This is a genomic window from Parabacteroides gordonii MS-1 = DSM 23371, from assembly GCF_000969825.1.
GTDB lineage: Bacteria > Bacteroidota > Bacteroidia > Bacteroidales > Tannerellaceae > Parabacteroides > Parabacteroides gordonii.
This window is the reverse complement of the sequence record NZ_KQ033919.1, coordinates 2,130,775-2,153,420: the sequence shown is the minus strand read 5'-3', so window position 1 is coordinate 2,153,420 and position 22,646 is coordinate 2,130,775. Positions and strand designations below refer to the sequence as shown.

Below are 22,646 nucleotides of genomic sequence, written 5' to 3'. Positions count from 1 at the left end.
GACTATATGAAAATGAAATATATATTGGCAGGCGGTCTGTTGTTTGGTTTTGGACTGGTATCCTGTCTGGACGATGCCTTTCTGGATCGCACTCCTATCGATAAAGAAGTTGAAAGCACGGTTTTCACCACTTATGATAATTTTAAAATGTATGGCTGGGGATTGTATAAAGATTACATTACCGGTTATAAGGACAGACCTCATATGGGGGATGAGTCGGATATGTTGTATTGGGCGCAGAGTCCGAACGGGATTAGTTTGGTAACCAACCGTCTGGATGCATCGAATGTCTCGTCCGATATGTGGAGTTTCTCGTTTATCCGTGATGTGAATATTATGCTGGATAATATTGATGGATCTTCCATGACGGATACGGAGAAAGAACACTGGAGAAGTGTCGGTTATTTCTTCCGTGCCTGGGCTTATTTCGATCTGATGAAAGATTTCGGCGAACTACCTTGGCTGGAGCATATCGTAACTACGGGCGATACGGAAATTTTGTACGGGAAGAAAGACTCCCGCGAATTGGTAGCCAACAATATCCTGACCAATCTGTTATATGCAGAGGAGCATATCAATCCAAATGGAGACGGGAAGAATACGATCAACCCGAATGTGGTCAGAGCATTGATCTCCCGCTTTGGTCTATTCGAAGGAACCTGGCGGAAATATCATGGTGCAGTAGACGGTGTGGATGGTACGAAATATCTGGAAGCGAGTGTGAAAGCTTCTCAAAATCTGATCGATCAGAATCTCGGACTGGTAGACGATTACGATGCCGTGTTCAATTCCCCTTCTCTGAAGAATGAAAGTAGTATTCTGCTTTACAAAGAGTATGTGGAATATGACAAGGAGAAATCGCACAACCTGACCAACGATGCCCGAGAATATCAGTTTCTGATGGAAGGTACGAAACGTCTGGTGGAACATTATCTGTGCTCCGACGGTAAACCGGTTTCCACTTCGGAAAAATATAAAGGTGATAACACCGTTTACGATGAATTTGAAAACCGTGATTATCGTTTATATTATACGATCTGTCCGCCTTATGAGGTAAAACTGTCATCCGACAGAACTTCGTGGGAGTACACAGATGATCCTGAAGATCGTAAATATATGGATATGATGAATGAAATCGTCGGCGGCTCCAAGGAGAAAAAGCACTTTCCGCTTTTCAACGGAGCAACCACCTATACCGGAAAAGTGCCGAATCTGGAAGCAGTAAAAGTCGGTGGACTTCCTACACGTGCCGGTTATTACTTCTATCGTTATTACAACAACTATCCGGGAGCGGAAAACCGTGAGAACCAGGGAACGGATGCTCCTGTTTTCCGTATGGGAGAGGTACTTGTCAATCATGCGGAAGCGATGTTCGAACTAGGACGCTTCGATCAGGCTGTAGCTGACAAGACAATCAACCAGTTGCGTGTTCGTGCTCATATCCCGGCCATGCAGGTGAATGAGATCGGAAGCGGTTTCGATACCTATCGGGATTCGGATGTCGATCCGGTATTGTGGGAGATCAGACGTGAAAGATGTGTGGAACTGATGGGATCCGGTTTCCGTTTTGATGATATCAAACGCTGGAAGAAAGGAGCTTATCTGAGTTTGCAACCGGTTGGCGTCAAGATCAATAATATAGAGGATTATAATAGTGAGGCTTTGGCACACAGTCTGTATAACGGTGCCGAACAACCCCGTTATAAGAATTGCGTTACTTATATCGAAAAGCCTAATCCGGGCTGGACAGATAAATGCTATCTTTATCCTATTCCTTTAAAACAAACGGTATTAAATACTAACCTGGAACAGAATCCTGGTTGGTAACAGGTTTTATCAGGGAGTGTATCAAAAGCTATACTATAAGGCTTTTGATGCACTCCTATTTTATTATGATATCATGAAACAAATGATTCTAACAACAGGTGGTATTTTTCTTTCCATGCTGGCTACCCAAGCTCAACAGGTAAGCAGACAACCTAATATAATTTTAATTATGGCCGATGATCTGGGCTGGGGGGATGTCGGTTTCAACGGAAATAAGATAATCAAAACGCCGGTTCTGGACGGACTGGCTTCCGAAGGAGTTAAGATGGAACGGTTCTATTCGGCAGGTCCCTTGTCATCACCAACCCGGGCAAGCGTGCTTACCGGGCGTAATCCTTTCAGGACAGGCGTTTTTTCAGCCAATGAAGGTATTTTGCGCCCCGAAGAGATCACATTGCCTGAGTTGTTAAAGACTGCCGGTTATCAGACTGGCCATTTTGGTAAATGGCATTTGGGCACACTGACCGCAACAGAGACGGATGCCAACAGGGGACGTCCGGAAAACAAACACTTATACAATCCGCCGGTGTTGCATGGTTATGATGTAGCCTTTGTGACCGAGTCGAAAGTCCCGACATTCGATCCGATGGTGAAACCCCGGGAAAATAACGGGCGATTCTGGGATTATATACAGGAGACGGAGACCACCTTGTCTTATGGTACCGCCTATTGGGATATAAACGGAAACAGGGAAACGGATGGACTGACAGGAGATGACAGCCGGATCATTATCGATCGTGTTCTGCCTTTTATCGATCGCTCGGTTACCGAGGAGAAGCCTTTCTTCAGTGTCGTATGGTTCCATACACCCCACCTGCCTTGTGTGGCGGGTCCAGAACATGCTGCCTTATACCGGAACTATCCGTTGGAAGAAAGAAATTATTATGGTTGTATTACCGCAATGGACGAGCAGATAGGCCGTCTGGTCTCTTTTCTGAAAAACAAGCAGGTGTATGAAAATACAATTATATTGTTTTGTAGCGACAACGGACCTGAACTGAATACGCCGGGTACGGCAGGAGATTATAAAGGGAAAAAACGCTCTCTGCACGAAGGTGGAATAAGAGTTCCTGCTTTTATGGTCTGGCCGGATCGGATAAAAACACCTCAGGTATTAAAGGAGCCTTGCTCCACATCCGACTATTTGCCATCTTTGCTGGATATGACCGGAATAGCTTATCCCACCGGACGCGAGTTGGATGGTGAGTCTTTCTGGTCGTTGATAACAGGAAAGGCACAGGCTAAAAAGAAAGAGCTGGTATTCTGTTCGGGACACCAGGGGGCTGTGATAGAAGGGAACTATAAATTATACTATTCGGAAGGTCAATATGAATTGTACGATATAGAAGATGATCCGTATGAGAAGCATAGCCTGGCGGAACAGTTACCTGATATCACCAAACGATTACGTAAAGTTTTGTTGGCACAACTGGAAAGTTACGAAAGCTCGTTTTCCGGAAAAGAATACGGCCGTGAGTCTTATGACAAAGTAGGGCAGGACTGGTGGAATATAACGAAGTAACAATATAAATATGTATAAACAATTAATAGGTATTAGTATTATCACCTTGCTTGTCGGTTGCCGGGAAGCAAATGTACCCCATTGCAGTTATGAGGCATCGTCGGTCGACATCGGGATTGTTCAAAAGGGAGAAAGCCTGATCGGCAAAGGTCCTGCCGCATTCAGTGTCGACGGACATTTTATGTGGGGCGCTTCCGTCCTGAAATCAGAAGAAGACGGGAAATATTATATGGTTTATTCGGCGCCTGAAGCCGGAGAGTATCCGTTCAATAACGCCTGGGTGTATGGTTCCAAGATGGGACTGGCTGTATCTGATCGCCCTGACGCCGGTTTCAGGCAACTGGGCTTCTTCCTGAATGCGGACGGTTTTATGCCCGACACCTCTTCCTGGGATGCACAGACCGTTATGAACCCGCATCTCCGCCGCTTCGGCAATAAATACTACCTCTATTATGTAGGAGGCAAAGACGCCGGCGACCTGCCTGTAAAATCGAAGGCCGACACATTAGACCAGCGAAGCCGCATCCAGCAGATGCTCCGGATCGGTGTCCTCGAGTTCGATTCGTTCGACAAATTACTGAAAGGCGAGTTCGTGAAAAGCAAAACCCCACTGCTCTCGCCCCGAACAAGGGTTAAACCTAACGATATAGTCGACCCGTCTCCCGAAGGAACCCAGCCGAAGCCGGACAACATCATCGTGGTAAACCCATCGGTGGTCTATCGTCCGTCCGACAGGAAATACCTCCTTTACTTCAAAGGAAATATGTACGATCCGCATTGGCGCGGAGTACATGGAGTTGCGCTCGGCGACTCGCCGGCAGGGCCTTTCGTTCCGCTGGATACCGTCGTGTTCGACTTGCCTTCGACCGACGGACAGAAACTTTCAGCCGAAGATCCCTACGTTTGGTATAACCGGAAAGACCATCTTTTCTATGCCGTATTCAAAGACTTTACCGGACATTTTACGCAGTCGGGCCCCTGCCTGGCCATCATGTATTCAGAAGACGGCATCGATTGGAAGCTACCCGAAAACTCCCTGTTCATGAAGAAAGAACTGGTTTTGACCTCGGGTGATACAGTGAAGGTTCACCGCCTCGAACGTCCGCAGCTGTTCCTGGATGAAAACGACGACCCGCAGGTATTATATTCCGCTTGTTCCATCGGAGACGTGAACAAGAAATACGACGGAAGCTCGTTTAACGTACAGATACCATTAAAGAAAAAGTAAACTATGGATATACGAATAAAAGTACTTGCACTTCTCTCTGCGGTCGTTTTGCTTATAATAAGTTGTTCACCGCAAAAGCCTGCCTCGGGCAATTACGAAGTTGTCCCCCTGCCTAAACAGATCGCTATAAAACAGGGAAATCCGTTTCTCCTGACCGGTAAAACGTCCATTGTCTACCCATTGGGAGATTCCGCCCTGTCTCATAATGCCCAGCTTCTATCCGGCTATATCGAAGAAGCTACCGGTTTCCGCTTACAGGTTAAAGAAGAAGGCGGTGCATCGGGAAAGCTTATCCGCCTGTTGACGGATAAACAGATAAAAGAGAAAGAAGGATATCGACTGGTAGTGACAGAGAATACGGTTGAAGTAGCCGGTTCCACCCCTGCAGGTATATTTTATGGGATGCAAACCCTGCGTAAGTCCTTACCCGTTTGCGACCGGATACCGATAGAACTGCCGGCAGCCGCAGTTAACGACCATCCTCGTTTCGCTTACCGCGGCATGATGCTCGATGTCGGACGCCATTTCTTTACCGTCGACTCCGTGAAACGCTTTATCGATATGCTTGCCCTGCATAATGTCAATACGATGCATTGGCATCTGACCGACGACCAGGGATGGCGTATCGAGATAAAGAAATACCCACGCCTGACAGAGGTCGGTTCGATCCGTAAAGAGACCGTTATCGGACGGAATACCGACGGATATGACGGCAAACCTTATGGAGGCTTTTACACACAGGACGAAATACGTGATGTGATCGCCTATGCCGCCGAGCGGTATATCACGATCATTCCCGAGATAGATTTACCCGGGCACATGAGTGCGGCACTTGCCTCTTACCCGGAATTGGGATGTACCGGAGGCCCCTACGAGGTCGGTACCCGTTGGGGAGTAAAAGACGATGTGCTGTGTGCCGGCAACAACCAAACACTGTCGTTTGTGGAAGATGTATTGGCAGAGGTAATCGACCTGTTCCCTTCCGAATATATCCATGTGGGAGGAGACGAATGTCCGAAGGTACGTTGGGAGAAATGCCCGAAATGCCAGGTCCGCATTAAAGCCGAAGGGTTGAAAGCCGACAAGAAGCACACGGCCGAGAACCGTTTACAGAGCTATGTCATGACCCGTATCGAACGTTTCGTGAACAGCAAAGGACGGCAAATCATCGGTTGGGACGAGATACTGGAAGGAGGTCTTGCCCCGCAGGCAACCGTCATGAGCTGGCGCGGCATGGGAGGCGGTATCGAAGCCGCCCGGCAAAAGCACCCGGTCATTATGAGTCCGAACGGCTTTGTCTACTTCGACTTCTACCAGACCGACCGTGTGGAAGAAGAACCCCTCGCCAACGGCGGTTACCTGCCTGTCGAGAAGGTTTATTCTTTCGAACCCGTCCCGGCCGACCAGCTGACTGCGGAAGAGCAAAAATACATCGTCGGTGCACAGGCCAACCTGTGGAGCGAATACATGACCACCTACAAGCAGGTCGAATACATGACTCTGCCCCGTATGGCAGCCTTGGCGGAAGTACAATGGCTGAACCCGGGGCAGAAGGACTTCAGCGGGTTTATGTCTCGCCTATTCCGTTTTGTGAAGCTATACGACCGCATAGGATACAACTATGCCCGCCATATCGAGGATGTGCAAGCCGCCTTTACACCTGTGCCGGAAGAAGGAAGCCTGAAAGCCGAATTGACAGCGCCGGGTAGCGATTACCGGATTGTCTATACGGTAGACGGAAGCGACCCCGCCTCAGGTAGCACGACATACGAAGCTCCCCTGAAACTGGCACCCGGAACCATCTTGAAAGCCCGTGTGATCCGTGAAGGACAACCCGGACGCGTTTTCACGGAACAAGTCAACGAAGGATTGTCGGTGCTTCATCCGGTCAGCCTGCTGACGAAACCTAGCGGACGTTATGCCTTTAACGGCGGACCGGAACTGACCGACGGCTTGTTCGGCAACACCAACTATAAGACCGGACGCTGGCTTGGCTTCATCGGCAACGATCTGGAAGCGGTAATCGACCTTGGGACCTCACGGAAGATAAGCGAAGTGACATTCCACTCCCTGGTTATGAAACGGGACGGTATATGGGACGCCGCCGGGATCTCCGTACATATTTCCGATGACGGCAAGACATTCCGGGAAATAACCTCTGCTGCCATCCCTTCGGAAGGAAATGCCGGAGCAGACGGGATCAAGACCCATACGACCGGTTTCGCTCAGGTAGATGCCCGCTATGTCAAAGTCTTCATCCGTTCGGCGTGTGTGCCTGAGGGAACGAAGAATGCCGGACAAAGCGCATTCCTTTTCATTGACGAGATTATCATTAAATAAAACGACATATCATGAGAACAACACTCACATTGGCCGCCGGTTCCGCCCTTCTGCTCCTGCCGTCCTGCAACGGACAGAAGAAAGCCCCGGCCGGCGAGGAGAAAACAATTCCCAACATCGTCTACATCCTGGCGGACGACATGGGGTATGGCGACATTCGTGCCTATAACCCCGCATGTAAAATACCTACCCCGGCTCTCGACAGCCTGGCTGCCGAAGGTATTGCATTTACCGATGCACATACCAACTCGGCCGTCAGCACGCCGACCCGCTATGGGATACTGACCGGCCGTTATGCCTTCCGTTCGCGCCTGAAAAACGGCGTATTGGTAGGTCACGACCCCTCACTGATCGAACCGGGACGCGAAACGGTCGCCACACTGCTCCGTAAGGGCGGCTATCATACGGCCTGTATCGGGAAATGGCACCTGGGACTCGACTGGGCGCGTCACGACACGACGAAGCCTGTTTTTACCGGCAATCCCTGGGACATAACGGATACCGGCAATATCGATTACGCCGGTCCCGTCCACGGAGGTCCGTCCGACCACGGATTCGATTACAGTTATATCTTGCCGGCCTCGCTCGATATCGCCCCTTACGTCTATGTGGAAAATGGGCAGGTGAACAGTCCGGTCAGTACCCATACTCCCACCTGGCGCAACGACAAAGCGCGCGGGATGTGGTACCGTCACGGCGATAAAGCAGATAACTTCGATCATGCCGACTGCCTGCAACATTTCACCCGCAAAGCTGTTGAATATATCACCGGTTCTGCCGGACGCAAGGAACCGTTCTTCCTCTATTTCCCGCTTACCGCCCCGCATACCCCTTGGCTACCCTCGGCGGAGTTTGAAGGTAAGTCGGGAGCAGGAGTTTACGGTGATTTCGTTTGTATGGTCGACGACGTTGTGCGTCAGGTACGGCAGGCGCTCAGGGAAAGCGGACAGCTGGAAAATACCATCATCGTTTTCACCAGTGACAACGGCTCGAGCTGGAATCCGGAAGATATCGAAGAGACAGGCCACCGGGCAAATGCTCATTTCTCAGGCAAGAAGTCCGATATCTGGGAAGGTGGCCACCGCGTCCCCTTCATTGTCTCCTGGCCTCAGCAGATAAAAGAAGGCAAGCAATGTGACGAGGTCATCTGCACGACTGACCTGATGGCTACCTGCGCTGAGATGACCGGTCTGTCTTTGGCTGACAACGCAGGCGAAGACAGCTACAGCTTCTGGAAAATCCTTACCGGACAACCTTACACGTCACCGCTGCGCGAAGCCACAATCCATCATTCCATCGAAGGTTATTTCGCCTTGCGTCAGGGTGACTGGGTCTATCTGGATGCACACGGCTCGGGCGGCTGGTCGCTTCCGGAGAAGCAGGCCGCGCATCTTCCGGCGGAACAGTTATATAATCTGAAGGAAGACCCTACCGAGCAATTTAACCTGATAGCTTCCCATCCCGACAAAGTACGTTCGATGAAACAACTGCTCGACCGGTATGTATCTTCGGGAAGAAGCCGCTGACGGAGAGTGAAGCAGATAATACAACTAACAATAAATAACAACAAAATAAAATGAAACATACACTTTCTTTATTGATGGTCGGTGCCGCCCTTCCTGTATGTACACAGGCTACCGGCCCTACGAACTTTATAGTGATCAACCTCGATGATGTAGGGTATGGCGATTTTTCTTTCAACGGAGCCATCGGTTATAAAACCCCCAATATCGACCGGATGGCAGCCGAAGGGATGCGCTTTACCCACTTTCTGGCGGGGCAACCTATCAGCGGGGCTTCCCGTGCCGGGTTGCTCACCGGTTGTTATCCGAACCGCATTGGCTTTTCCGGTGCACCGGGTCCCAACAGCCCCTACGGTATCCATGAAGACGAAGTCACCCTGGGAGAATTGGTGAAGCAGAAAGGCTATAGCACCGCTATCTTCGGAAAATGGCATCTGGGCGATGCCCGACAGTTCCTCCCTTTGCAAAACGGGTTCGACGAATACTACGGATTACCTTACTCAAACGATATGTGGCCCTATCACCCCCAGCAGGGAGAAGTGTTCAACTTCCCCGACCTGCCGACCATCGACGGAAATGAAGTGGCAGGCTACAACACCGACCAGACGAAGTTCACGACCGACTATACCACCCGTACCGTCGACTTTATCCGCAAGAACAAAAATAATCCCTTTCTGATCTATCTGGCACACTCCATGCCGCACGTGCCGCTAGCCGTTTCCGACAAATTCAAGGGGAAGAGCGAGCAGGGACTTTACGGGGATGTGATGATGGAGATCGACTGGAGTGTAGGAGAAGTTTTAAAAGCCCTCCGTGAAGAAGGTCTGGAAGAAAACACGCTGGTGGTACTAACCTCCGACAACGGCCCTTGGGCAAACTACGGCAACCATGCCGGTTCGGCCGGCGGACTGCGCGAAGCCAAAGCGACCACTTTCGACGGTGGCAACCGCGTGCCCTGTGTGATGTACTGGAAAGGACAGATCGAACCGGGTACAAGCTGCAACAAGCTGGCCTCCAACATCGACCTTTTCCCGACAATTGCCGAGATCAGCCAGGCATCGCTTCCTGCGCATAAGATCGATGGAGTCAGCCTGCTGCCTCTCATCAAAGGTGAGAAGGATGCCAATCCGCGTACCTCTTTCGTCTACTACTTCAATAAGAACGACCTCGAAGCCGTTACCGACGGAACATTCAAGCTGATTTTCCCCCACAAGCATGCCACTTACGAAGAGTATGTGCCGGGCAACGACGGTCAGCCGGGCAACCTGACCGTGAAGGAAATCCGCAAGGCCGTGCTCTACGACCTGCGTCGTGATCCGGGTGAGCGCTACGACGTGATCTCCCAATATCCCGAAGTGGCACAACGCCTGATGAAGATAGCCGACGATATGCGCGCCGACCTGGGCGACAACCTGACCCGCCGCAAACCGACCGGACAACGTCAGCATGGTTTAGTCGATAAAAAGAAATAATGATATGGAACAACTGAAAGATTTATTCCTGGCGGGAGCCGGCCTGTTATCGGTCGTGCTCCCCGCTCCGGCATCGGCTGCCGGAAATCAGCCGACTGCGAAAGAAAGCCGTCCGAACATCCTCTTTATCCTCTCCGACGACCATACGGCCCAGGCATGGGGTATCTACGGAGGCGTGCTGGCCGATTACGTGAAGAATGAAAACATCCGCCGTCTGGCCGCCGAGGGCTGCGTACTGGACAACTGTTTCTGTACGAACTCTATATCCGTGCCCAGCCGGGCAGCTATCATGACCGGAGCTTACAGTCATCGCAACGGTGTTTATACCCTGAGCGATGCCCTCGACCCGCAGGCTGATAATATCGCCAAGCAGATGCAGCAAGGCGGCTACCAAACGGCACTGATAGGGAAGTGGCACCTGAAAACACAGCCGATGGGCTTCGATTACTTCAGTGTTTTCCATGATCAGGGCGATTATATCGATCCGGTATTCAAGACCGCCGACGGATGGATAGACGATAACAAAGGAAGAAGCGGCAAAAAAGAAAAAGGCTTCTCCACCGATCAGGTAACCGACAAGACAATCCGTTGGATACGTGAACGCGACAAAGAGAAACCTTTCATGATGTGCTGCCATTTCAAGGCAACACACGAACCCTGGGATTTCCCGGAACGGATGAAGCATCTCTACGACGATGTTGTTTTCCCGGAGCCGGCAAACCTGATGGAATTCGGTCGTGAAGCCTCCGGACGTACTTTCGACGGACAACAATTAGAGAATATGGCTGTCCGTTGGGAAACAGCCTCCAAAGACCCCGATAAATGGTGGTGCAAATACCCGGAACTGCCTTTCTCACGTGAAGGAATGGACAAGGAAACAGCTCGCCGCGAAACCTATCAGAAACTTATCCGCGACTATCTGCGCTGCGGGGCTACGATAGATGATAATATCGGCCGTCTTCTACGTTTCCTCGATGAAGAAGGGCTGGCTGAGAATACGATCGTCGTCTACGTCTCCGACCAGGGTTATTTCCTCGGCGAGCATGGCATGTTCGATAAACGCATGATGTACGAAGAACCTCTGCGCATGCCGTTCGTAATCCGTTACCCGAAAGAAATACCTGCCGGTACGCGCAACCACGATATCATCCTGAACGTCGACTTTGCCTCATTGTTGGCCGATTATGCCGGAGTAGATGCTCCCGATAAATCGCAGGGACGCAGCTTTCGCGATAATCTGAAAGGACAAGCCCCGGCCGACTGGCGGCAAACGATGTACTACCGTTACTGGACGCACCACGGCATCCGGCCGGCCCACATGGGGATTCGCAACCACCGCTATAAGCTGATGTTCCTCTATGCCGATCGCCTGAATGCTACCGGATCGGAGAAAACGCCCGGCACTCCGTCGTGGGAATTCTACGACCTGTTGGCCGACCCCAAAGAGGATCACAACCTCTACGGTGCCCCTGGATATGAAGAGGTAATCGATGAAATGAAACGTGAAATGATTCGTCAGCGCCGCGCTCTGGGCGACACAGACAGTGAGACGCCGCGCATGAAAGAGATTATGGACAAGTATTACTGGTAACATTGTTTGATTTATAGCTGTAACATAATATGAATAATAGAACAACGTTTATCGGGCTGCTTGCCCTTTGCTCCGCTACCTTGTATGCGGAAGAAGCCGGCCATCGTCCGATGAATATCCTTCTGATCATGGCCGACGACTTCGGGTACGAATGTCTCAGTGCCAACGGTTCGGACACCTATTCGACTCCTAACATCGACCGGCTGGCCAACCGGGGTATCCGCTTCAACCGTTGCTATTCCAACCCGTTGAGTACCCCCAGCCGGGTACAACTGATGACCGGCAAGTATAATGTGCGTAACTATGTCGCCTTCGGGCAACTGGATCGTAAAGAGGTGACCTTCGGCAACTTGTTACAGAAGAAAGGATATGCCACCTGCATCGCCGGTAAATGGCAACTGGGCAAAGAGCTCGACTCTCCGCAGCATTTCGGCTTCGAACAGTCTTGCTTGTGGCAACATGCAGCAGGTGCTTATGCACCCGGAGGAGGCGACTCCAGGTATGCCAACCCGGTGATGGAGTACAACGGCCGTTCGGTAGAGTATACGCAAGGTGAATTCGGTCCCGATGTGGCTTGCGACTTCATCATAGACTTTATGCGGGAAAACAAGGAACAGCCCTTCTTTGCCTATTACCCGATGATTCTGACACATTGCCCTTTCGTCTCCACGCCCGATTCGAAGGATTGGAAGGTCGAACGGTCGAAGACGTATGCAGGCAATCCGATCCACTTCCCCGACATGGTGAACTATACGGATAAGTTGATCGGTAAGCTATTGGACGAACTGGATCGCCTGGGGCTGACAGACAACACCCTGATCGTCTTTACGGGCGATAACGGTACCGATCGTACGGTCGTCTCCTCCCGGCTGAACGGCAAACCGTATCCCGGCGGTAAAGGACTGACCACCGACGCGGGCGTGCACGTTCCCCTTATAGTCTCATGCCCGGGTGGTCTGAAAGGAGAAGTGAACGACAATCTGGTCGACTTTACCGATTTCTTGCCGACACTGTGTGAGGCTGCTTCCGTTTCCGTCCCTGATTCGATTCAGTCGGACGGCAAAAGCTTCTATCCCCAGCTGCTGGGGAAAAAGCATAAAGCAAGAGAATGGGTCTATTGCTGGTATGCCCCCCGGGAAGTAGACGACAGGAAGGCGAAAGCCTTCGCCCGCGACAAGCAATACAAGCTATACCGCTCAGGCGAATTCTACGATGTGTCTCAGGATTTCGAAGAAAAAGCACCCCTGTCGCTGATAGCCCTCACCAAGAAACAGCGCAACGTATACCGGACATTAAAATCAGTCATAGACCGTTACGATGCAGCACGGAAGACTCCGTAACGCACCACTCCGATAACGGATTATGCAAAATAAAGCACGGATAGTGTAAAGGTCATATCTCCCGCAAACACTACCTTTACACTATCTGATTTTAAGACATTCACACATCATGAAAGCACAAACGATTCTACTCTCATGCCTCGCAGCCGGCATGTCCCTGAACATGGCTGCACGTGACAAGAAACAACCGAATATCATCTTCATCCTGGCCGACGACCTGGGTTACGGAGACCTCTCTTTCCTGAACGAAAAGGGGAAGATCCAAACGCCCCACCTCGACAGGATGGCGGCCGAAGGTGTCGTCTTCGGTGATGCCCATTCGAGTTCGGCTGTCAGTACCCCAACACGCTACGGCGTACTGACAGGTCGTTACAACTGGCGGTCGACGTTGAAAAACGGCGTCCTCCATTGGTACGACACCCCGCTCATCCCTACCGGACGCACCACGATGGCAAGCATGCTCCGCAACCAGGGATACAACACCGCCTGCATCGGCAAATGGCACTTGGGCTTCCACTTCCCCACAAAAGACGGAAAGAAGCCGGTGGACAAGCCGGACGAATACAACCTCGACTTCACGAGAGAGATTACCGGAGGCCCCCGCGACGTCGGCTTCGACTATTTCTTCGGCGTGGATGCCCCCAATTATCCCCCGTACTGCTTTATCGAAAACCGCCGCACAGTGGGACTGCCCGATACGTATTACCCCGTCAGCCAGGCAATGGACAGCCGTGCAGGTAGAGGCCTCCCCGGATGGGAGATGAAGGAGATACTACCCGAGCTGGAGAAGAAGGCCGTCGACTACATCGACCGGTCGGCAGCCGGCGACAAACCTTTCTTCCTCTATTTCCCCCTCACGTCGCCCCATACACCGATCGTACCGACCGACGAGTTCCGCGACCAGTCGAAACTCAACGAGTATGCCGACTTCGTCATGCAGTCGGATGCCGTGGTTGGAAGTATCCTCGAAGCATTGGAAAAGAACCGGATTGCCGACAACACGATCGTCGTCTTCACCTCCGACAACGGTTGCTCGCCGCGTGCCGACTTCGAATTGCTGGGACAGAAGGGTCACGACCCCAGCTACATCTTCCGCGGCATGAAATCCGACCTCTTCGAAGGTGGCCACCATGTTCCCTGTATCGTCCGCTGGCCGGCACAATCTGAACCCCGGCGTGTGAAGCAAACCGTTTGCCTGACCGACTTCATGGCGACCTTTGCTGCCCTCACCGGTTATTCGTTGGCCGACAACGAGGCGGAAGACAGCTATAATATCCTTCCCCTCCTGACCGCTCCCGAAACGGGAGAGAAGATCCGCGAAGCCACCGTGCATCATTCTATCGACGGCTCCTTCGCCATCCGCCAGGGTAAATGGAAACTTCTCCTTTCTTCCTATTCAGGAGGTTGGAGCGAGCCGCTCAAACCGCAGGAAGGTACCCCAGAATACCAGCTCTACGACCTGGAGAAAGACCCCGAAGAGACTTGCAACGTCTATGAGGCAAACCCTGAAATAGCTAGTCGCTTGCGTGACCTGCTCGTCCGCTATGTGGAAGAGGGAAGAAGTACCCCGGGACTGCCGCAAAAGAACGACGGAGCATATCCGTGGAGGCAATTGCCGTGGATAACGGAAGAGTCTCGCTGAAAAAGCGTATCTTCACCTCCTAAATAATAAACTATACCATGAAGCATAGAATAACAAACAGCTGGGGTATCCTGGCAGGTACCCCGTTTCTCCTTGGAGCTTGTACGGCTGAAAAGAAAGAAGCTCCGCGTCCGAACGTTGTATTTATCTGCGTGGACGACTTGCGGCATGAACTGGGGAGCTACGGCTCCGTCGTCAAGACACCCCATATGGATAAGTTGGCATCAGAAGGGAGCCTTTTCTTCAATCATTATACTCAGATCCCGACTAGCGGAGCATCGAGGGCGAGTATGCTGACCGGCATGTTGCCACGGGACAAATCGGACCTGACAAACGAGGCTTGCCATATCCGCCTGTCGGACAAGGCGGAAGGTGAACATCCCGAAACGATGTTTCATCATCTGAAACGTAACGGCTATTATACGGTAGGCATAGGCAAGATCAGCCATGCAGCGGACGGGATGTTGTATGCCTACAACGATCCGGTGGGCACAAAACCGGAACTACCCTACAGTTGGGATGAGATGCTTTTCGATGCCGGACAATGGAAGACCGGATGGAATGCCTTTTTCGGCTATTCGAACGGCACGAACCGGCAAAGCGAGAAGAGGCAGGTGAAACCTTACGAATGTGCCGACATCCCGGACGAAGGCTTGCCCGACGGACTGACAGCCAATCTGGCTGTCGGTAAACTGAAGGAACTGGCGGGGAAAGGAGAGCCTTTCTGTCTGGCGGTAGGATTCTTCAAGCCTCACTTGCCGTTCACGGCTCCAAAGAAATATTGGGATATGTATGACGAGGAGGCTATCCCTTTATCTCCAACACCGGATATTCCGGAGGGGTGCCATTTGTCTACGTTACTGAATAGTGGAGAGTTTAATGGGTATGAGCTGGGAGAAGAGAAAGCATCGCTGGAGAAGAGGCTTTCCGACCCGTATGCTCGTAAAGTCCGCCACGCTTATTTTGCCTGTGTCAGCTATGTGGATGCCCAGATCGGCAAAGTGCTGGATGCATTGGAAGAGTCAGGGCTGGCCGATAATACGGTCATTATCTTGTGGGGCGATCATGGCTGGCAACTGGGCGACTACCGGGTGTGGGGCAAACACACGCTGCATGATGTTTCGCTGAGCAGTGCGCTTATCGTTAAAGCCCCGGGGACGAAACAAGGTGTTAAAAACAGGCGGATCGTCAGTTCGGTGGACATCTATCCGACATTGATGGAACTTTGCGGTGTGGATTGTCCGGAGGGACTGGATGGCCGTAGCTTCGTAAAACAACTGACATCGCCTGAAGATGCGGATTGGGAAGATATTGCTTACAGTTATTTCGGGAATGGCATCAGCGTGAGGACTCCTCGCTTCCGCCTGAGTCGTTATATAGGGAAAAAGGATACGATTATGGAGTTGTATGAATACGATAAAGATATCTTTGAGCGCAAGAATATTTACGAGGAAAAGCCGGATGTCGTGGAAAAGTTATTCCCGTTACTAATACATCAAAAAAGGTAATATTATCGGTAAATAATCCTTTAATTCGATACGTAATAATTTGAGGGCTTGTTGTATGCGGTAATCGACAGTCTTGTGGGATATGCCTAGTTGTGTACCGATTTCTTTATAACTCATGTTTTGGAATCGGTGCATGACGAATGATTCCCGGTAACTTTCAGGTAGTTTGTCGATGGCTTCTTTTATGCGTTTCGTTAATTCTTCAATTTGATAGTAGTCGGTATCCTGTAGCATCTCTTGCATTTGCTCGTAAAACAGGGTGTCAGCCCGGTTTTGAGCCTGTTTGCTTTCAAGCCTGTTCATGGCCCGGTGGTAGACCGACCTGAATAGATATTGGCTGAGGGATGTCTCGATTTGGAGAGTTGTGCGGTTTTCCCATAACCATAACATGACATCTTGTACGATTTCTTCTGCATCTTTCAGTTCGATAAACTTATTGCCGTAAGCACAAAGGATCGGGTAATATTTCTTGAATAAAAATGCGTATGCATTTTTGTCCGCTATCCGGATAGCGGACAAAAGCTGTTTATCTTCTAAAAAATGATTTTTATTCATGATGCTATTTCTCTTTCCTGTAATACAAAAGTAGGCTTTTTTTATATGGAAATAGCCCTTATACTATTTTTTTCTAAAAAAGTAAGTTCTTGTTTAGGAATCCCTGTCATCTCTCCTGTCTAATATATAAACGAGGATAAATGAAGCAAGAATATTCAGATATAGTTAATGAGTTACTTCCACGTTATTGTGAAGGAGCTGTTTCTCCGGAAGAGAGAAAGATCGTAGAGGTGTGGATAAAGCAATCAGACGAAAATAGGCGGATTGCCAAGCAAATACATACCATTTATCTGGCGACCGATACGATAAATATACTGGAAAAAGTTAATACGGAAAAAGCGTTAGAAAAGGTTTTTTCCGGTATGGAGACAAAAAGAAGGTACATTTGGTGGAATCGGATACAGCGTATTGCTGCTGTATTGCTTATTCCCGCATTAATTACAATTGTGGTACAGAATATGGAAAAGGAGTCTCCACGTGAAGTCAGGATGGTAGAGGTTAAGACCAACCCGGGAATGACTACTACACTGGATTTGTCGGATGGAACGACTGTTTGTTTGAATTCGGAGTCAACATTACGATATCCTTCTTCTTTTGAGGGAGATCAAAGAATGGTAACATTAATGGGAGAAGCCTATTTCAATGTAACGAAGAATGAAAAGCAGCGTTTTATAGTATCTACCCCTCACAATGCACAAATAGAGGTCTTGGGCACATCCTTTAATGTAGAAGCCTTTGAAAAAGATACCATGATTGCTGCGACTTTGATGGAAGGTAAAATTCGTTTTGCTTATTCCGGAGGTGACCAATCGAAAAGCATAGTCATGGAACCCGGACAGAAACTGGTCTATGATTCAAACAGGATGCAAGCCCGGGTATATAAAACAACCGGGGAGTCGGAAGTAGCCTGGAAAGACGGACGTATTGTTTTTCTGGATACTCCGTTCCAACAAGCTTTGCGAATGTTGGAAAAACGATATAATGTAGAGTTCGTTGTCTCTACTATAAGGTATGAAAGAGATTCTTTTACAGGATCTTTTACTAACCAACGTTTGGAGCGCATATTGGAAGTGTTTAAAATATCATCTGATTTAAGATGGCGATATATCGATACAAAAGAAACTTCTAAAGAGAAGACGAGAATAGAAATTTATTAAAAACAGTATGTATCATGAAAAGCATTCCACCTTAAAAAACATACGGAATAATATTGGCGTATTATCCCGTATGAAATGAGTTAACTTTAAATGCTTGTTTGGCGACAAGCATAGTAATCAACTATTTTTTTACTTAGCACAACAAAATTATGCAAAATTATTTTTGTACCCAATTATTATGGGTGACAAAGTCACTTTGGGTAACTTTAAAAAAGATTCCATTCGTTATGAGGCTATTATTTGTTTTTATTATCAGCTCTATAGGGTTGGTACAAGCCACGAACAGTTATGCCCAGAAGGCCACGGTGAGTCTAGAGGCTCGTAATCAGACAGTCAAAGATGTTCTGAATGAGATCGAAGACCAGTCTGAGTTTACTTTCTTTTTTAATAATCGGCACATTGATTTGCAGCGTCGGGTATCTGTTTTTGAAAAGAAAAGTGACATATTCAAAGTTCTTGACCAGATATTTGCAGGAACGAATATCGGGTATTCGGTGTTGGATAAGAAGATTATTCTTTCTGCAGAAGGAATGGCATTACAGCAGCTTGGAAAAAAGATAACGGGTATTGTAGTAGATAAAAGCGGGGAACCTGTGATCGGGGCTAATGTGGTAGTAAAAGGGACTACCAATGGGACAATCACGGATGTGGATGGTAAGTTTGCTTTGGAGGTTCCTGGTGGAGCGGTCTTACAGGTTACTTATATCGGTTATAATCCGGCAGAAGTAAAAGTTGGGAAAGATAGTATAATCCGGATTGTTTTACATGAAGATACACAAGCTCTAGATGAAGTCGTTGTGGTAGGATATGGAACACAAAAGAAAGTAAATTTGACTGGTGCTGTCGGTTCTGTCCGTCCGGAGGATATGGGAGATATACAGACTAATTCGGTTTCGTCCATGATCAAAGGACATCTGTCAGGAGTTCAGATTACCCAAAATAACGGAAAGCCTGGAGCCGGTTCTACCATCCGTATACGCGGTATGGGTACGTTAGGAGTTAATGAAGATAATTCTAATACAAAAAATAATCCGCTTTTGGTTGTTGATGGGCAGGCTGTTGATTATGGCATCGAGACAATTGATCCGAATGATATTGAGTCCGTCAGTGTATTGAAAGATGCTTCTTCTGCAGCGATTTATGGAGCTCGTGCCGCTAATGGCGTTCTTTTGATAACGACTAAACGGGGAACGAAAGGTATTGGAAAACTAAGTGTTAATGCCTATGTGTCTGTACAGACATTAATGAAGGATTATGATGTATTGAATGCAGAGCAGTTTGTAATGTTGCAAAATGAAGCACGGGCAAATGCTGGTATGGAATCAATGTTTTCGCATGAACCTGCTTATTATGGAAAAGGGACAAATTGGGTAAAAGAAGTAACTCATTTGGCACCTGTTCAAGAATACAATGTGAATTTCTCAAAAGCAACGGATGAAACTAATTATTATGTTTCGGGGACATTTTTTACCCAGGAAGGTATTGTTAAGAATACTGGATATGACCGTGCCAGTTTTCGTTTCAATGGGGATAGTAAGATTTTGCCAAAATTAAAAGTGGGTAATTCTGTAACGTTAACATGGAATGAGTCTTATGGGAATTCCCAACCTTTAAGTGCAGCTGTTATAGCCGCTCCAACTATGTCGGTGTACAAAGAAGATGGCTCTTGGGGAACCAGTACGGAAAATGGAGAAGGCAATTCTGCCAATCCGATGTATTTGACAGAACTATATAAGGGACATAAAGAGAGTATGTGGCGTGCATTGGCTAATGTTTATGCTGAGTATCAAATATTGGACGAGTTAAAGTTTAAAGTGACGGGAGGTATCGACTTTGCGGCCCAAAATTCAAAAAAGTACTATCCTAGAGTTGATATCTACGGTGATTATCTTGATTTTACAGATCAGAAACTGAATGATAATATGTCTTTAGGATATACATGGCAAAACGATTATCTGCTTTATTTCAATAAAGACTGGAGTAAGCATCATGTGGATGCTATGCTTGGAATGTCATTGCAAGCCAGCCAGAAAAAGAACAATGACTCAGTGGTGAAAGGCTTTTTGAATGATAGTGAATATTTGCAGGTCTTAGATGCCGGACAACGTGATTGGCGTGCAACCGGTGGCCTGAAACGTTGGTCTATGTTATCTTATTTTGGTAATATTAATTATAATTTCAATTCACGTTATTTACTGTCTTTCAATTTGCGTGCAGATGGTTCTTCCCGGTTTGGTAAGGAAAATAAGTTTGGATACTTCCCTTCCGGATCAATAGCATGGCGTTTATCGGAAGAAGAGTTTATGAAAGATTTAAGTTGGTTATCCAACCTGAAAGTACGTGCAAGTTATGGTTCATTGGGTAATCAGGAGATTGGATTATATTCCTTCTCAGACCAACTTGATGTAAATCAATGGTATTTGTTTGGTGATGGAACGAGCCGTGTACCAGGGGTCTCTTCTGTTAATTTAATAGATCCTACTATTAAATGGGAAACGACAACGATAACCAATATCGGTTTGGATATGGGGTTCTTAAATAATACTCTTTCATTGGTTTCAGAGTTCTATGTGAAGAACACTCGTGATATATTGTTATCTTATCCTATTCCTTCAACGGTAGGTAAGGGATCTCCGACAGTAAATGCAGGAAAAGTTCGTAACACTGGGTTTGAATTGGAAGTTCGTTATAATAATACTTTCGGAGGTTTATGGTTAAATGCTGCGCTGACTTATGGATATAATAAGAATGAAGTAAGAGGATTGATCGGAGAACAGGATTTCATAACTCATAACTATAGTTATAATGTAGTTGCCCGAAGTGAAATAGGACATCCGATAAATTCAATTTACGGATATGTGTTTGATGGAATTTATCAGACGGAAGAGGAAATAAAGAACTCTCCGGAATGGTCGAAGGCTGAAGTGGGAACACCTAAATTTAAAGATTTGAATGGGGATAATAAAATCACGTCTGAAGATAGAACGTATATCGCAAACGCAATGCCAACATCTACTTTAGGTCTGAACTTATCAATGAAATATAAGAACTTTGATTTTTCAATGTTTTGGCAAGGAGACTTTGGTAAGGATTTGTTCTGGGGGTATTTTGGTGGAATGTTTCCTATGTGTGGTTTAAGAAATGTAAACTCGATTTGGCTTGACAGATGGACAGGGCCAGGTTCAACTAATGAAATGCCCAAAGTGAAATATAATGCTGAATATCCGGATGTATCCTCTTGGCAAATTAAAAGTGCCGATTATTTAAGATTGAAGAATTTATCGGTCGGATATACTTTTAGAGTAAAAGATACAATGTCTGCACGTGTATATGTGGCCGGCCAGAATTTGCTGACAATTACTCCTTACCCTGGATTTGATCCTGAAATTAATGGTATAGCTAACTGGAATTCATGGGGAGACTCTTATCCGCAGTCTCGTTCATATACGATTGGTTTGAATCTTAATTTTTAAATAAAATGTCTTATGAAACAAATAATATATATATTGGGAGCTTCAACGCTTTTGTCCATATTGCCTGCTTGTTCTGATTTCTTAGAAGAAAATCCTTATGGAACGGTTACTCCGGATACTTTTTACAAAACGGAGCAGGATGCAATTATGGCAGGAACATCCTGCTATAAACAAATGAATGATCCGACTAATTTTTGGGCTCCGGGATTGGATGCTGTTGGGGATATGCAGTCTGATGATATATTTCCATTTTTAGGATGGACTGGTTTTATGCCTACTTATCAGTTTGACGAAAACCATGAGGCAGTAAAAGGTGTATGGAATGCTGCTTACAAAGGTATTTCTCGTTGTAATACCTGTATAGATAATGTTGCCCCTATGGAAATTCAGGAAAAAGTAAAAAATGAAGTTTTGGGGCAAGCTCATTTTATTCGTGCTTACTGGTATTTCAGATTAGTACGTTTATATGGAGGCATTCCATTGGTAACTCGTGAATATACGTCTTTGGATGATTTGTATCCTGAACGTTCGTCAGTAGATGAGGTTTATAAATTGATTTTGGAAGATTTGATGTTTGCATCAGAAAACTTACCACTGCAATGGTCTTCTGCAGAAGCCGGACGTGTCACAAAAGGAACAGCTATGGCTCATTTATCACTGGTCTATCTTAATATGAAAAACTGGCAGGAGGCTGAAAAGTGGGCCGCCGAAGTGATGAAACTGGAAGAACAGGGAGTATATGAATTATTAGCGGATTATTCTGCTATCCATCTTGAAGAAAATGAAAATAATAAAGAGTCGATATTGGAAAGACAATACTCGACTGAATTTTCAACAAACTGGAGACCTGTTTATTTTGGGCCACGTGGTGTAAATCTGGCTCGTCATGCAGGTTATGGCTGGATACAGTGTTCCAAGAGTATCGTGGAAGAGTTTGAACCGGGAGATAAACGTTTTGCCGCAACCTTTTTTCAGGACGGAGAGATATTGACAGTAGGAGGTAAAGACTTGGTATATAGTGGAGAGATGGCTTCCGCTTATGGCCCGACTCCCCATGATGTAAAAAAGGGAAATCTTTATTATGGAGATGTTCGACAGATAGGAATTAACACGATTGTAATGCGTTATGCTGAAGTAATCTTATTCCGCGCCGAAGCTTTGAATGAATTAGGACGGACAAGCGAAGCGATACCTCTATTGAAACGGATAAGAGATCGTGCCGGATTGGAAACGAAAGCATCCTATAGCCAGGATGAAATGAGAAAAGCAATTCGTCACGAACGTAGAGTTGAATTTGCTTTCGAGGATATCCGGGGATGGGATATTATTCGTTGGGGTATACAAGATGAGGTTATGTCTGGTATTCCTGGTTCTAAATGGGTAAAAGGGAAGTGTGAATTGTGGCCATTGCCTGCGTTTGTATTGGATGAAAATCCGAATATAAAAGAAAATAATCCAGGGTGGTAAT

The 22,646-nt window shown here is 47.6% G+C and carries 14 protein-coding genes; 13 read left to right on the top strand and 1 reads right to left on the bottom strand.

Features of this window, described 5'->3' with window-relative positions; genetic code table 11:
• Positions 1-6 precede the first annotated feature (6 nt).
• The 10 genes from HMPREF1536_RS08510 to HMPREF1536_RS08465 all read left to right on the top strand — a co-directional run bounded on the left by HMPREF1536_RS08510 (position 7) and on the right by HMPREF1536_RS08465 (position 15,993).
• A complete protein-coding gene (locus HMPREF1536_RS08510) occupies positions 7-1,827 on the top strand; it encodes a RagB/SusD family nutrient uptake outer membrane protein (RefSeq protein ID WP_028726615.1) in 1,821 nt (606 codons plus the stop codon).
• 73 nt (positions 1,828-1,900) lie between these two features.
• A complete protein-coding gene (locus tag HMPREF1536_RS08505) occupies positions 1,901-3,349 on the top strand; it encodes a sulfatase family protein (protein ID WP_052349783.1) in 1,449 nt (482 codons plus the stop codon).
• Positions 3,350-3,359: 10 nt separating this feature from the next.
• On the top strand, positions 3,360-4,577 hold the full coding sequence (locus HMPREF1536_RS08500) for a glycoside hydrolase family protein (RefSeq protein WP_044191474.1): 1,218 nt from the start codon (positions 3,360-3,362) through the stop codon (positions 4,575-4,577).
• A 3-nt stretch (positions 4,578-4,580) separates the two neighbouring features.
• Positions 4,581-6,917, top strand: coding sequence for a glycoside hydrolase family 20 protein (locus HMPREF1536_RS08495; protein ID WP_028726613.1), 2,337 nt, complete (start codon positions 4,581-4,583; stop codon positions 6,915-6,917).
• A gap of 11 nt (positions 6,918-6,928) precedes the next feature.
• Entirely contained in the window at positions 6,929-8,443 is a 1,515-nt protein-coding gene (locus HMPREF1536_RS08490) for a sulfatase family protein (RefSeq protein WP_081693260.1), read from the top strand.
• Positions 8,444-8,493: 50 nt separating this feature from the next.
• Positions 8,494-9,912, top strand: coding sequence for a sulfatase family protein (locus HMPREF1536_RS08485; RefSeq protein WP_028726611.1), 1,419 nt, complete (start codon positions 8,494-8,496; stop codon positions 9,910-9,912).
• 4 nt (positions 9,913-9,916) lie between these two features.
• On the top strand, positions 9,917-11,503 hold the full coding sequence (locus tag HMPREF1536_RS08480) for a sulfatase family protein (RefSeq protein WP_028726610.1): 1,587 nt from the start codon (positions 9,917-9,919) through the stop codon (positions 11,501-11,503).
• A 29-nt stretch (positions 11,504-11,532) separates the two neighbouring features.
• On the top strand, positions 11,533-12,843 hold the full coding sequence (locus tag HMPREF1536_RS08475) for a sulfatase family protein (RefSeq protein ID WP_028726609.1): 1,311 nt from the start codon (positions 11,533-11,535) through the stop codon (positions 12,841-12,843).
• A gap of 109 nt (positions 12,844-12,952) precedes the next feature.
• Complete coding sequence (locus tag HMPREF1536_RS08470; protein WP_028726608.1) at positions 12,953-14,485, top strand: sulfatase family protein; 1,533 nt, start codon at positions 12,953-12,955, stop codon at positions 14,483-14,485.
• A gap of 38 nt (positions 14,486-14,523) precedes the next feature.
• Positions 14,524-15,993 (top strand): sulfatase, encoded by a 1,470-nt coding sequence (locus HMPREF1536_RS08465; RefSeq protein WP_028726607.1) that lies wholly within the window; start codon positions 14,524-14,526, stop codon positions 15,991-15,993.
• Here HMPREF1536_RS08465 and HMPREF1536_RS08460 read toward each other — a convergent pair.
• Positions 15,973-16,548, bottom strand: a complete 576-nt coding sequence (locus HMPREF1536_RS08460; protein WP_028726606.1) for an RNA polymerase sigma-70 factor — start codon at positions 16,546-16,548, stop codon at positions 15,973-15,975. The two genes, HMPREF1536_RS08465 and HMPREF1536_RS08460, sit on opposite strands and share 21 nt — an antisense overlap.
• Before the next feature lie 140 nt (positions 16,549-16,688).
• Here HMPREF1536_RS08460 and HMPREF1536_RS08455 point away from each other — a divergent pair, with 140 nt between their 5' ends.
• From HMPREF1536_RS08455 to HMPREF1536_RS08445, 3 genes are all read left to right on the top strand, one after another.
• Positions 16,689-17,705, top strand: a complete 1,017-nt coding sequence (locus HMPREF1536_RS08455) for a FecR family protein (protein WP_028726605.1) — start codon at positions 16,689-16,691, stop codon at positions 17,703-17,705.
• A 149-nt stretch (positions 17,706-17,854) separates the two neighbouring features.
• Positions 17,855-21,178 (top strand): TonB-dependent receptor, encoded by a 3,324-nt coding sequence (locus tag HMPREF1536_RS08450; RefSeq protein WP_081693259.1) that lies wholly within the window; start codon positions 17,855-17,857, stop codon positions 21,176-21,178.
• 12 nt (positions 21,179-21,190) lie between these two features.
• Positions 21,191-22,645: a RagB/SusD family nutrient uptake outer membrane protein gene (locus HMPREF1536_RS08445; protein ID WP_028726603.1), complete on the top strand. Its 1,455-nt coding sequence runs from the start codon at positions 21,191-21,193 to the stop codon at positions 22,643-22,645.
• The last annotated feature ends 1 nt before the right edge of the window (position 22,646 follow it).